At 66.1% G+C, this 12594-nt stretch carries 8 protein-coding genes; 3 read left to right on the top strand and 5 right to left on the bottom strand.

All coding sequences use genetic code 11. The features are described 5' to 3' along the window. Nucleotides 1-141: 141 nt before the first annotated feature. The 3 genes from lpdA to aceE are packed head-to-tail and all read right to left on the bottom strand — an operon-like array spanning nucleotide 142 to nucleotide 6354. A complete protein-coding gene (gene lpdA / locus DD542_RS15965) occupies nucleotides 142-1977 on the bottom strand; it encodes a dihydrolipoyl dehydrogenase (protein ID WP_127806307.1) in 1836 nt (611 codons plus the stop codon). A gap of 12 nt (nucleotides 1978-1989) precedes the next feature. Next, the gene (gene aceF / locus DD542_RS15960; protein WP_127806306.1) at nucleotides 1990-3633 is read right to left on the bottom strand and encodes a dihydrolipoyllysine-residue acetyltransferase; all 1644 of its coding nucleotides are present in this window, start codon (nucleotides 3631-3633) and stop codon (nucleotides 1990-1992) included. Nucleotides 3634-3651: 18 nt separating this feature from the next. Further along, a complete protein-coding gene (gene aceE, locus DD542_RS15955) occupies nucleotides 3652-6354 on the bottom strand; it encodes a pyruvate dehydrogenase (acetyl-transferring), homodimeric type (RefSeq protein ID WP_066154273.1) in 2703 nt (900 codons plus the stop codon). Nucleotides 6355-6557: 203 nt separating this feature from the next. Between aceE and DD542_RS15950 the strand changes: the two genes are divergently transcribed. The 3 genes from DD542_RS15950 to folD all read left to right on the top strand — a co-directional run bounded on the left by DD542_RS15950 (nucleotide 6558) and on the right by folD (nucleotide 10666). After that, on the top strand, nucleotides 6558-9116 hold the full coding sequence (locus DD542_RS15950; protein ID WP_066154276.1) for a PAS domain S-box protein: 2559 nt from the start codon (nucleotides 6558-6560) through the stop codon (nucleotides 9114-9116). Then, nucleotides 9113-9739: a response regulator transcription factor gene (locus tag DD542_RS15945; RefSeq protein WP_066154279.1), complete on the top strand. Its 627-nt coding sequence runs from the start codon at nucleotides 9113-9115 to the stop codon at nucleotides 9737-9739. The genes DD542_RS15950 and DD542_RS15945 overlap by 4 nt, the downstream gene beginning before the upstream one ends. 75 nt (nucleotides 9740-9814) lie before the next feature. Next, nucleotides 9815-10666: a bifunctional methylenetetrahydrofolate dehydrogenase/methenyltetrahydrofolate cyclohydrolase FolD gene (gene folD / locus DD542_RS15940; protein ID WP_127806305.1), complete on the top strand. Its 852-nt coding sequence runs from the start codon at nucleotides 9815-9817 to the stop codon at nucleotides 10664-10666. A 13-nt stretch (nucleotides 10667-10679) separates the two neighbouring features. Here the strand turns inward: folD and DD542_RS15935 are convergent, their stop codons facing one another. After that, nucleotides 10680-12116, bottom strand: a complete 1437-nt coding sequence (locus tag DD542_RS15935) for a hypothetical protein (RefSeq protein ID WP_127806304.1) — start codon at nucleotides 12114-12116, stop codon at nucleotides 10680-10682. Further along, nucleotides 12113-12586: a DUF4149 domain-containing protein gene (locus DD542_RS15930; protein WP_127806303.1), complete on the bottom strand. Its 474-nt coding sequence runs from the start codon at nucleotides 12584-12586 to the stop codon at nucleotides 12113-12115. The genes DD542_RS15935 and DD542_RS15930 overlap by 4 nt, the downstream gene beginning before the upstream one ends. Nucleotides 12587-12594 lie beyond the last annotated feature (8 nt).

The raw sequence follows: 12594 nt of genomic DNA, 5'->3' as shown, positions 1-12594 counted from the left end.
AATTATCGCGAAGATTTCCTCTCCGTCCCGGCCCGCGCGAGGCGCACGCAACAAAACGCCCTCCGGAACACAGGGTCCCGGAGGGCGAATCGATTGGGCTTCTCGGCCAACCGCCAGGCTTCTGGCGGCTGCGGACCAGGCTTACTTCTTCGAGGGCGGCAGGTCGGTGCAGGACCCGTGCGCCACCTCCGCCGCCATGCCGATGCTCTCGCCCAGCGTGGGGTGCGGGTGGATGGTCTTGCCGATGTCCACCGCGTCGGCGCCCATCTCGATGGCCAGCGCAATCTCGCCGATCATGTCGCCGGCGTGGGTGCCCACGATGCCGCCGCCCAGGATCTTGCCGTGGCCATGGGCCTCGGGCGAGTCGTCGAACAGCAGTTTGGTGAAACCCTCGTCGCGGCCGTTGGCAATCGCGCGGCCTGAGGCTGTCCAGGGGAACAGGCCCTTCTTGACCTTGATGCCCTGGGCCTTGGCCTGGTCCTCGGTCAGGCCCACCCAGGCCACCTCGGGGTCGGTGTAGGCCACGCTGGGGATCACGCGGGCGTTGAAGGCGGCCGAGGCCAGCTCCTTGTTGCCCTGCAGTTCACCGGCAATGACCTCCGCCGCAACGTGCGCCTCGTGCACCGCCTTGTGCGCCAGCATCGGCTGACCCACGATGTCGCCGATGGCGAAGATGTGCGGCACGTTGGTGCGCATCTGGATGTCGACGTTGATGAAGCCGCGGTCGGTCACCGCCACGCCGGCCTTGTCGGCGGCGATCTTCTTGCCGTTGGGCGTGCGGCCCACCGCCTGCAACACCAGGTCGTAGGTGCCTTCGCTCTTGCTGCCGTCCAGGCCCTCGAACTGCACCTTGATGCCTTCGGGCGTGGCCGTGGCGCCCACGGTCTTGGTCTTCAACATGATGTTGTCGAAGCGGCCCTTGTTCATCTTCTCCCAGACCTTGACCAGGTCGCGGTCGGCGCCCTGCATCAGGCCGTCGAGCATCTCGACCACGTCCAGTCGCGCGCCCAGCGTGCTGTACACCGTGCCCATTTCCAGGCCGATGATGCCGCCGCCGACGATCAGCATCTTCTTGGGCACGCCCTTGAGCGCCAGCGCGCCAGTCGAATCCACGATGCGCTCGTCCTGCGGGAAGAACGGCAGGCGAACCGCTTGCGAGCCGGCGGCGATGATCGCGCGCTTGAAGGCCACGACCTTCTTGGTGCCGGTCTTGTCCTGGCCCGTGCCCGTCGTCTCTTCCACTTCAACGTGGTTGGGACCGACGAAGGCGCCGTAGCCACGCACAGTGGTGACCTTGCGCATCTTGGCCATGGCGGCCAGACCACCGGTCAGCTTGCCGATGACTTTTTCCTTGTGGGCGCGCAGCTTGTCCACGCTCACCGTGGGCTTGCCGAACTCGACCCCCAGATCACCCAGGTGCGAGACCTCGTCCATCACCGCCGCGACGTGCAGCAGCGCCTTGGACGGGATGCAACCCACGTTCAGGCAGACGCCGCCCAGTTGGGCGTAGCGCTCGACGATGACCACCTTCAGGCCCAGGTCGGCGGCGCGGAAGGCGGCCGAGTAACCGCCGGGGCCGGCGCCGAGAACCAGCACGTCGCATTCGATGTCGGCAGAACCGGTGAATGCAGCGCCGAAGCTGGCGGCCGTGGGGGCCACGACCGGCGCAGCGGCCGGGGCCGCCGCGGGTGCGGCTGCAGACGCAGGCGCCGCGGCCGGCGCGGGAGCCGCCGCAGCGCCCTCCGCGTCCAGCACCAGCACGACCGAACCTTCGCTGACCTTGTCGCCCAGCTTGACCTTGAGCTCTTTCACCACGCCAGCGTGCGACGAGGGGATCTCCATCGAGGCCTTGTCAGACTCGACCGTGATGAGGCTTTGCTCGGCCTTGATGGTGTCACCCGCCTTGACCAGCAGTTCGATGACCGCGACCTCGTCGAAGTCACCGATGTCGGGAACCTTGATGTCCATGAGTGCCATGTTCGGGTTCCTTTACAGCAGCACGCGACGGAAGTCGCCGAGGATCTGGCCGAGGTACGCGTTGAAGCGGGCCGCTGCGGCGCCGTCGATCACGCGGTGGTCCCAGGTCAGCGACAGCGGCAGCATCAGGCGCGGCACGAACTGCTTGCCGTCCCACACCGGTTCCATCTGGCTCTTGCAGACGCCCAGGATCGCGACTTCGGGCGCGTTGATGATGGGCGTGAAGTAGCGCCCACCGATGCCGCCCAGCGAGGAGATGGTGAAGGTGGCGCCGGACATGTCGGCTGGTCCGAGCTTGCCGTCGCGGGCCTTCTTGGCCAGGTCGCCCATTTCCTGGCTGATCTGCAGCACGCCCTTCTTGTCGGCGTCCTTGATGACGGGCACAACCAGACCGTTGGGTGTGTCGGCCGCAAAACCGATGTGCCAGTACTGCTTGTAGACCAGCGCATCGCCGTCCAGCGAGCTGTTGAACTCGGGGAACTTCTTGAGCGCGGCGACGCACGCCTTGATCAGGAAGGCCAGCATCGTGACCTTGATGCCGCTCTTCTCGTTCTCCTTGTTGGTGGACACGCGGAAGGCTTCGAGGTCGGTGATGTCGGCGTCGTCGTGGTTGGTGACGGCCGGAATCATCACGGCGTTGCGCAGCAGGTTGGCACCGCTGATCTTCTTGATGCGGCCCAGTTCCTTGCGCTCGATCGGACCGAACTTGGCGAAGTCCACCTTGGGCCAGGGGATCAGGCCCAGCTCGGAGCCGCCACCGCCGGACGATGCCGGGGCCTTGGCCGCTTGTGCCTTGGTCTGCACCGCGCCGGCCATGACCGACTTGGTGAAGGACTGGATGTCTTCGGCCGTGATGCGGCCCTTCAGGCCCGAACCCTTGACCTCGTCCAGCGGCACACCCAGTTCGCGGGCGAACTTGCGCACCGACGGCGAGGCGTGCGGCAGACCCAGCGCCGGGGTGGCGGTGGGGTTGTGGACGGGAGCGGCCGCCGGGGCCACGGCAGCAGCCGGAGCCGCCACGGCTGCGGCGGCGGGAGCGGCCACCGGGGCGGCGGCTGCCGGTGCCGGCGCAGCGGCGCCCGCGGCACCCTCCAGGATCGCCAGCAGGTCACCGATGTTGACGGTGTCGCCGACCTTCACCTTGAGTTCCTTGAGCACGCCGGCGTGCGAAGACGGAATCTCCATCGACGCCTTGTCGGACTCGACCGTGATCAGGCTCTGCTCGACCTTGATGCTGTCGCCAGGCTTGACAAACACTTCAATGACCGCGACGTCCTTGAAGTCGCCGATGTCGGGCACGCGCACTTCCACCGGTCCCGCAGCAGCAGGCGCTGCAACCGGCGCAGCCACCGGGGCTGCCGCAGGGGCCGGGGCCGGAGCCGGTGCAGCGGCGGCAGGTGCCGGCGCAGCGGCCTCACCAGCGGCTTCCACCACCAGCACCACAGAACCTTCTTTCACCTTGTCACCCAGCGCCACGCGCATTTCTTTGACCACGCCAGCGGTGCTGGACGGGATCTCCATCGAGGCCTTGTCGCTCTCGACCGTGATCAGCGACTGCTCGGCCTTGACCGTGTCGCCCACCTTGACCAGCAGTTCGATGACCGCCACTTCGTCGAAGTCGCCGATGTCCGGGACCTTCACTTCTACCAGTGCCATGTTCTTGTCTCCGGATGTTTACGCGTAGAGCGGGTTGACCTTGTCGGTCTTAATGCCGTACTTCTTGATCGCCTCGGCCACCTTGGCCAGCGGCAGCTTGCCCTCGTCGGCCAGCGCGCGCAGGGCGGCGACCACGATGTAGTGGCGGTTGATCTCGAAGTGCTCGCGCAGCTTGCTGCGGAAGTCGCTGCGGCCGAAACCGTCGGTGCCCAGCACCTTGTACTCGCGGCCCTTGGGGATGAAGGGGCGGATCTGCTCGGCGTAGTTCTTCATGTAGTCGGTCGAGGCGACCACCGGACCGGCGTGCTTTTCGAGCTGCTGCGCCACAAACGGCACGCGTTGCTTCTCGGTCGGGTGCAGCAGGTTGAAGCGCTCGCAGTCCTGGCCGTCGCGGGTCAGTTCGTTGAAGCTCGGGCAGCTCCACACGTCGGCCTGCACGCCCCAGTCGGTGGCCAGCAGTGCCTGGGCAGCGATGGACTCACGCAGGATGGTGCCGGAGCCCAGCAGCTGCACGCGCTTGTCGCCTTCGGCGCCCGGCTTGCACAGGTACATGCCCTTGATGATCTGCTCTTCCGTGCCGGCGGTCAGGCCGGGCATGGCGTAGTTCTCGTTCAACAGCGTCAGGTAATAGAAGACGTTGTCCTGCTTCTCCACCATGCGCTTCAAGCCGTGGTGCAGGATCACGCCGACTTCGTGCGCGAAGGTCGGGTCATAGGACACGCAATTCGGGATCGTGCCGGCCAGGATGTGGCTGTGGCCGTCTTCGTGCTGCAGGCCCTCGCCGTTCAGCGTGGTCCGGCCGGACGTGCCGCCCAGCAGGAAGCCACGGGCCTGCATGTCGCCAGCCGCCCAGGCCAGGTCGCCGATGCGCTGGAATCCGAACATCGAGTAGTACACATAGAACGGCACCATGATGCGGTTGGACGTGCTGTAGCTCGTGGCCGCTGCGATCCAGCTGGACATGCCGCCGGCTTCGTTGATGCCTTCCTGCAGGATCTGCCCGGCCTTGTCTTCCTTGTAGTACATGACCTGGTCCTTGTCGACCGGGGTGTACTGCTGGCCTGCGGGGTTGTAGATGCCGACCTGGCGGAACAGGCCTTCCATGCCGAAGGTGCGGGCCTCGTCGACCAGGATGGGCACCACGCGCGGGCCCAGGGCCTGGTCGCGCAGCAGCTGGGTCAGGAAGCGCACATAGGCTTGCGTGGTGGAGATTTCGCGGCCTTCAGCGGTCGGCTCCAGCACGGCCTTGAAGGTTTCCAGCGAGGGCACGGTGAAGCTCTCGTCGGCCTTGGTGCGGCGCTTGGGCAGGTAACCACCCAGGGCCTTGCGGCGCTCGTGCAGATACTGCATCTCCGGCGTGTCGTCGGCCGGCTTGTAGAACGGGATCTTGGGCAGCTCGCTGTCCGGGATCGGGATGTTGAAGCGGTCGCGGAAGTACTTGATGTCCTCGTCCGTCAGCTTCTTGGTCTGGTGGACGGTGTTCTTGCCCTCACCGGCCTTGCCCATGCCGAAGCCCTTCACCGTCTTGATCAGCAGCACGGTCGGCTGGCCCTTGTGGTTCACGGCCTGGTGGTAGGCGGCATAGACCTTCTGCGGGTCGTGGCCACCGCGGCGCAGGTTCCAGATGTCGTCGTCGCTCATGTGCGAGACGAGTTCCAGCGCCTTGGGATCGCGGCCGAAGAAATGCTTGCGCACGTAGGCACCGTCGTTGGCCTTGAAGGCCTGGTAGTCGCCGTCCAGCGTCTCCATCATGATCTTGCGCAAGGCGCCGTCCTTGTCGCGCGCCAGCAGCGGGTCCCAGTTGGAGCCCCACAGCAGTTTGATCACGTTCCAGCCGGAACCGCGGAACTCGCCTTCGAGTTCCTGGATGATCTTGCCGTTGCCACGCACCGGACCGTCCAGGCGCTGCAGGTTGCAGTTCACCACGAAGATCAGGTTGTCGAGGTTTTCGCGCGCGGCCAGGCTGATGGCGCCCAGCGACTCGACCTCGTCCATTTCACCGTCGCCGCAGAACACCCAGACCTTGCGGTTCTCGGTGTTGGCGATGCCACGGGCGTGCAGGTACTTCAGGAAGCGCGCCTGGTAAATCGCCATCAACGGGCCCAGGCCCATCGAGACGGTCGGGAACTGCCAGAACTCGGGCATCAGCTTGGGGTGCGGATAGCTCGACAGACCCTTGCCGTCCACTTCCTGGCGGAAATGCAGCAGCTGCTCTTCGGTCAGGCGGCCTTCGAGGTAGGCACGGGCGTAGACGCCGGGCGACACGTGCCCCTGGATGTACAGGCAGTCACCGCCGTGGTTCTCGGACTCGGCGTGCCAGAAGTGGTTGAAGCCGGCGCCGAACATGTGGGCCAGCGAAGCGAACGAACCGATGTGACCACCCAGGTCACCGCCATCATCCGGGTTGTGGCGGTTGGCCTTGACCACCATCGCCATGGCGTTCCAGCGCATGTAGGCACGCAGGCGTTCTTCGATCTCGATGTTGCCGGGGCAGCGTGCCTCTTCGGTTGGCTCGATGGTGTTCACATAGCCGGTGTTGGCCGAGAACGGCATGTCGATGCTGTTCTGGCGGGCTTCCTCGAGCAGTTGCTCCAGCAGGAAGTGGGCGCGCTCAGGGCCCTCTTTTTCAATGACGGCGGCCAGCGCCTCCATCCATTCGCGGGTTTCCTGGGCATCGATGTCCCCGGCACCACGGTTGTTCTGAGCGTCGGACGCTGACATGGCTGTCTCCTGTGGGTTTGAAATAAAGCTTACGGCGGTGATTCCGCAGTGTCACGGATTTTTCCACAGATCATTTTAAATTTCAATATGTGCTCTATGATTTCTTTATATGAAATATTGCCGCGCACATGTTGTGGCGTCTGCTGCGCGCTCCGCCGACTCTGGCCTGTGGATTCCGCGGGCACACCCGTACACTCGAACGAATGATTCCCGCCCCTGAACAACCACCAGCGAGCCCGCCCGGAGGCACTCCGCTGGACTGGTGGCGCCGCTGGTGGCGCCGCCTTCCTCCCTCGCGCCAGGACCGCTTCGCCACGCTGGCGCCACTGCTGTCCGTCCTGCTGTTTCTGTCGGCCATCGCGGTGGCCATCACCTATCTGCGCTACGAGGAACTTGAGCGCGAGCAGGAAGCCGTGACGCGAGACGTCGAGTACGCGCAGCAGCGCATCCGGCTGCGACTGCTGGAACGCCAGGAACAGCTCATGCGTCTGGCGCGTGAGGTCGACAACAAGGAGATCAGCGCCGATGAATTCGAGTTCCAGGCCGAAACACTCATCAGCCAGTTCCCCGAACTGCAGGCGATCAGCTGGGTCGATGCGCGCCGTACCGTCCAGGCCAGCCACGCCTCGCCCAGTGCTCCGCTGTCACTTTTGCGCCCCAAGGGCAGCACGATGGCGGCAGCCGAAGGCGATGGCTCCTTCGAGTTGGCGCGCGACCTGCGCCAACCGATCTATTCGAGGCCCCTCGGCGAGGACGCCCGCCAATCCACCCTGATGCTGCAGGTACCTCTCACCGAGCAGGGTCGCTTCTCGGGCACGGTCATGGGTGAGTACTCCATCGACGGACTGATGCGCTTCGGCATGCCGCCGGAGATCATGGCGCGCTACGCGGTGGCCCTTCTCGATGATCGCGGCCGTGTGCTCGCGGGCAACCTGCAGTCACCGAGCGCGGTGCTGCGGCTGCTGCCCTGGTCGCCGCAGCCACTGGAGCACGAGGTGCCGGTCTCGCCGGTGGGCAACGGCCTGATCCTCAAGGCCCAGGGCTACCGCACCTCGCAGGACATCGTGGGCAGCGGCTTCTTCTGGGTCATCGGCGCGCTGTCGGCGCTCACGGTGTGGATGCTGCTGGGCACCTGGCGCCACACGCGCCGCCGCGTGCAGGCGCAGCAGGCCCTGATGTCGGAGACCAACTTCCGCCGTGCAATGGAAAACTCCATGCTCACCGGCATGAGGGCGCTGGACATGCAGGGTCGCATCACCTATGTCAACCCCGCGTTCTGCTCGATGACGGGCTGGACCGAAAGCGAGCTGGTCGGCCGCACCGCCCCCTTCCCCTACTGGCCAGAGGACGACCACGAGCAACTGGCGGCGCGGCTGGAGGACGAGCTCAACGGCCGGTCCACCCCCGGCGGATTCGAGGTGCGTGTGCAGCGCCGCGACGGCAGCATCTTCGACGCCCGCATGTACGTCTCGCCCCTGATCGACCCGAGAGGACACCAGACCGGGTGGATGACCTCGATGACCGACATCACCGAGCCCAAGCGCATCCGCGAAGAACTCTCCGCATCCTACGAACGGTTCACCACCGTGCTGGAATCACTGGACTCCGCGGTGTCGGTGGCGCCACTGGGCAGCGACGAGATGCTGTTCGCCAACAAGATGTACCGACTCTGGTTCGGCACCCGCGGCCATGGCCACCGCCAGCTGGTCGACCTGGCCGGCAACCAGCCCACCCCCAGCCCGGACAACGGGGACGCGGTGGACGCCTTTGCCGGCATGCCGACCGACACGCTGACCGACGCGGGCGCCGAGAACGCCGAGGTGTTCGTCGAGGAGCTCGACCGCTGGCTGGAGGTGCGCACGCGCTACCTGACCTGGGTCGACGGCCGGCTGGCCCAGATGGTGATCGCCAGCGACATCACGCCGCGCCGCAACGCGGAAGAACAGGCCGCGCGCCAGGCCGAACGCGCGCAGACCGCCAGCCGCCTGATCACCATGGGCGAGATGGCGTCGAGCGTGGCGCACGAACTCAACCAGCCGCTCACGGCCATCAGCAACTACTGCAACGGCATGATCTCGCGGCTCAAGGAGCAGCGCATCAGCGAAGAGGACATGCTCGCCGCGCTGGAGAAAACCGCGCGCCAGGCCCAGCGCGCCGGCCAGATCATCCAGCGCATCCGCGCCTTCGTGAAACGCAGCGAACCCAACCCCATGCCCTCGGACGTGGCACAGATGGTGAGCAACGCGATCGAACTGGCCGACATCGAACTGCGCCGCCACCAGGTCCGCCTCTCGCCATACGTCGCGGCGCGTCTGCCAAGTCTGATGGTCGATCCGATCCTGATCGAACAGGTGCTGATCAACCTGCTCAAGAACGCGGGCGAGGCGATTGCGCAGGCGGGCCGACCACCCGGCGAGCGCTACATCGAACTGCGTGTCGGTCCGCGCCGGCTCGATGACCAGGAGGTGGTGGAGTTCTCCGTGCGCGATTCGGGCAACGGAGTACCGGCCGAAATGATCGAGCGCATCTACGAGGCTTTCTACAGCACCAAGAGCGAAGGCATGGGCATCGGTCTCAAGCTGTGCCGCAGCATCGTCGAGTCGCACCACGGCAGGATGCAGGTGCAGAACATCTACAATGGAGATGAAGTGGTGGGTTGCTGCTTCAGTTTCTGGATTCCCGTTCAGTCCCGACTGACACAGGAACCGGAACCGGGGCCATCCGCCGCGACGTCGTTGACGGACACCGAAAGAGCGAGATGAGTTTGATTCCCAAAAAAGGCACCGTCTATGTCGTCGATGACGACGAGGCCGTTCGTGACTCCCTTCAATGGCTGCTCGAAGGCAAGGACTACCGGGTCCGCTGTTTTGAATCTGCCGAAGCCTTCCTCAGCCGCTACGACGCGCGAGAGGTCGCCTGCCTGATCGCCGACATCCGCATGGGTGGCATGACCGGCATGGAGCTGCAGGAAAAGCTGATCGAACGCCAGTCTCCCCTGCCCATCGTCTTCATCACCGGCCATGGCGATGTGCCGATGGCTGTGGAATCCATGAAGCGGGGCGCGCTGGACTTCATCCAGAAACCCTTCAAGGAAGACCAGCTGGTGCTGCTCGTCGAGCGCATGCTCGAAACCGCGAAGGAGGCTTTTGCCACCCACCAGCAGGCCGCCAGTCGCGACGCCCTGCTCTCCAAGCTCACCGGCCGCGAAGCCCAGGTGCTCGAACGCATCGTCGCCGGTCGCCTGAACAAGCAGATCGCCGACGACCTGGGCATCAGCATCAAGACCGTGGAAGCGCATCGCGCCAACATCATGGAAAAGCTGGGTGCCAACACCGTGGCCGATCTGCTCAAGATCGCCCTGGGCCAGACACCCGCCAAAGTCTGACCCTCCACACCCTGCGCCAACGCCCGCCCCCTCCCGGCGGGCGTTTCCATTTCTCCCCTCTTTCCCCCAACGACCATGACCGCCCAACTCATCGACGGCAATGCCCTCTCCAAACAGCTTCGCACCGATGTGGCAGCGCGCGTGACCGCACTCAAGGCCAAAGGGGTGACGCCTGGTCTGGCCGTCATCCTGGTCGGCGACAACCCCGCCAGCCAAGTCTATGTGCGCAACAAGGTCAAGGCCTGCGAGGACACCGGCATGCACTCGGTGCTGGAGACCTGGCCGGCCACCATGACCGAGGCCGAGCTGCTGGCCCGCGTGGACGCGATGAACAACGACGCCAGCATCCACGGCATCCTGGTGCAGCTGCCGCTGCCGGCCCACATGAACGCACAGCGCGTGATTGAGGCGATCTCGCCCGAGAAGGACGTGGATGGCTTCCACATCGCCAGCGCCGGCGCGCTCATGACCGGCCTGCCCGGCTTCTGGCCTTGCACGCCCTACGGCTGCATGAAGATGCTGGAACGCATCGGCTACGAGCTCAAGGGAAAACACGCGGTCGTCATCGGGCGCAGCAACATCGTGGGCAAGCCCATGGCGATGATGCTGCTGCAGCAGAACGCCACCGTCACCATCTGCCACAGCGCGACCAAGGACCTCAAGGCCATGACGCTGCAGGCCGACGTGATCGTCGCCGCGGTGGGCAAGCGCAACGTGTTGACCGCCGACATGGTCAAGCCCGGTGCCGTGGTGCTGGACGTGGGCATGAACCGCAACGACGAAGGCAAGCTCTGCGGTGACGTGGACTTTGCAGGAGTGAAGGAAGTGGCGGGCTGGATCACCCCGGTGCCCGGCGGCGTCGGCCCCATGACCATCACCATGCTGATGGTCAACACCCTGGAGTCGGCGGAGCGGCGCGCCGCCTGAACACCACCCGGTTTCAGCGCAGCAGCGAGCAGGGCTGCGGGTAAAGCCGCAACAGCGGCTCCGCCGGTGCCCCCGGGGCGAGCGGCCCCAGGCGCTGCTGCTCCATCAGGTCCCACTGCGCCTGCCGCCCCAGCCAGCCGGGCTGGAACTGAGCCCGTGCATCCAGCGCCTGCAACCGGACATCCGCCGCCGCAACGTCACCGCCGGCGCGGTACTGTTCCAGCCAGCACAGCTTCATGCCCGCGTAGTAGCGACCGAGCAGGTACGCCTCGCGCGTCTCCGGCAGCACGCGCGCGGCGAACAAGAGCAACAGCACCAGCAACAGCGGCCCCAGCCGGTCGCGGTGCTGAAACAGCAACAGGTAGACCGCCAGCAGTCCTGGCAGCAGCAAGGCCGTATAGCGGGACGCCATCGCGGCGCCGACACCCAGCTGCGCGCGCCCGTAGGCGGTGAGCAAGGCGAAGACGAGGCTGCAACCGATCAGCACCACGCACACCTGCCACAGGGTCCGCTCGCCATCCCGCTCAGCGGCTGGGCGGCTGAGATGCCGCACGCCCCACAGCCACGCGACCACCCAGGCCGCCAGCAGCAAGGCGCCTGCGGGATAGAGGACCCAGGGCGAGGGGCGCTGCAGCATGAGCAGGAAATGGCTCAGCATGGCCGCCATGAAGCGCAGGTAGTCGGTCGGGTCCGGCCGCAGCACCTGAAAGCCGTCGGCCGACACCACGAACTGATACCGGTGCAGAAACGCCAGCAGCGTGAGCACCCCAGCCGCCAGCACGACCATCGCCCGCTGCCGCTGTGCTCCGGCGCCGCGCCAGACGTCAATCAAGGCAACCAACATCAGCGCGGGCAAGGCCGTGAGACCAAACCCGGTGAAGCCCAGGCACACCACCAGAGCGATCAACACCAGGTGGTTCAGGAGGCCGGGCGCCGCCAGCCACACGTTGAGCAGCAGCATCAGGAGCAGCAGCGGGAAGATGCTGTGCGACGCGTTGGGCGCAACGACCAGGGTCTCGAAGGTGCACACGCCCCAGAACGCCAGCAGCAGCACGGCGTCCCAGAGCGACCACGGCGCCGGCAGCAGACGCCTGCGCAAGCGCAGTGCCAGCAGGCCGGCCATCAGTTGCACACACGCGGTCCAGAGGCTGTCCCAGCGCACGTTCCAGTCGCTGAAGTGGTAGGCCGGCAGCACCAGGGAGAAGTTCAGCCCCTGACGGTGGGGCCCGTGCTGCCAGATGAAGGCGATGGCGGCATCGCTCCACTGAAAGCCGTTGTACAGCCGGGTGAGCAGGGCCCATTGGTCTGAGAACGGCACATTGACCGCCAGCAGCCAGGTGAGCCCCAGCAGCCGCGCGGCCAGCAGTGCGGCGACCACGGCCAGCAGCCCGGCGACCATCGGCGAAGGCAGCGCCGTCAGCCGCTGGGCTAGGCGCCGCAGGGCACTCATGCCGGGGACACCGACCGCCTAGGTGCGGCCAGGCGCCACAACACGACCCCTGCGCACAGCCACTGGCCCAGCACCAGCACCGAGCCCAGGCTGTGCCACAGGCGCAGGTCACCGCCGGTCGCGCGCGCGGTCACGATCTTCCGGGCCACACCGAACTCCTGCGTCATGGCCAGCAGCACGGCCAGTGCCACCAGCGCCATGGAGACCAGCAAGGCCCGGAGATCCGGCAGCACCTGCGGCGATGGGTCTGCGGTGAGCCATGCGCGCTGGCGCCGCAGCACCAGCATCAACGCCGTTCCCAGCACGAGCCCGATCCAGCACTGGAAAGAAAACAGCTGTGCCGCCACCGGCCCCGCCACCGCCGGACTGCCCAGCTTGGCGAACAGCGTGGGCACCGCCACAAAGCTCAGCCCCGTGATGCCACCCCACCAGAGGGCGGCCAGAAGGATGGACAGGCGCTGCAGCGGCATGCCGGCCG

It is taken from the genome of Hydrogenophaga sp. NH-16, from assembly GCF_004006415.1.
Classification (GTDB): Bacteria; Pseudomonadota; Gammaproteobacteria; order Burkholderiales; family Burkholderiaceae_C; genus Hydrogenophaga; species Hydrogenophaga pseudoflava.
Note: the sequence above shows the minus strand (reverse complement) of the source record. Positions and strands in the feature narration are given on the sequence as shown.

Excerpts from the sequence above, each read along its gene's own strand:
- lpdA (WP_127806307.1), bottom strand. The coding sequence starts at position 1,977 with ATGGCACTCATGGACATCAAGGTTCCCGACATCGGTGACTTCGACGAG.
- DD542_RS15930 (WP_127806303.1), bottom strand. The coding sequence starts at position 12,586 with ATGCCGCTGCAGCGCCTGTCCATCCTTCTGGCCGCCCTCTGGTGGGGT.
- DD542_RS15935 (WP_127806304.1), bottom strand. The coding sequence starts at position 12,116 with ATGAGTGCCCTGCGGCGCCTAGCCCAGCGGCTGACGGCGCTGCCTTCG.
- aceE (WP_066154273.1), bottom strand. The coding sequence starts at position 6,354 with ATGTCAGCGTCCGACGCTCAGAACAACCGTGGTGCCGGGGACATCGAT.
- folD (WP_127806305.1), top strand. The coding sequence starts at position 9,815 with ATGACCGCCCAACTCATCGACGGCAATGCCCTCTCCAAACAGCTTCGC.
- DD542_RS15945 (WP_066154279.1), top strand. The coding sequence starts at position 9,113 with ATGAGTTTGATTCCCAAAAAAGGCACCGTCTATGTCGTCGATGACGAC.
- aceF (WP_127806306.1), bottom strand. The coding sequence starts at position 3,633 with ATGGCACTGGTAGAAGTGAAGGTCCCGGACATCGGCGACTTCGACGAA.
- DD542_RS15950 (WP_066154276.1), top strand. The coding sequence starts at position 6,558 with ATGATTCCCGCCCCTGAACAACCACCAGCGAGCCCGCCCGGAGGCACT.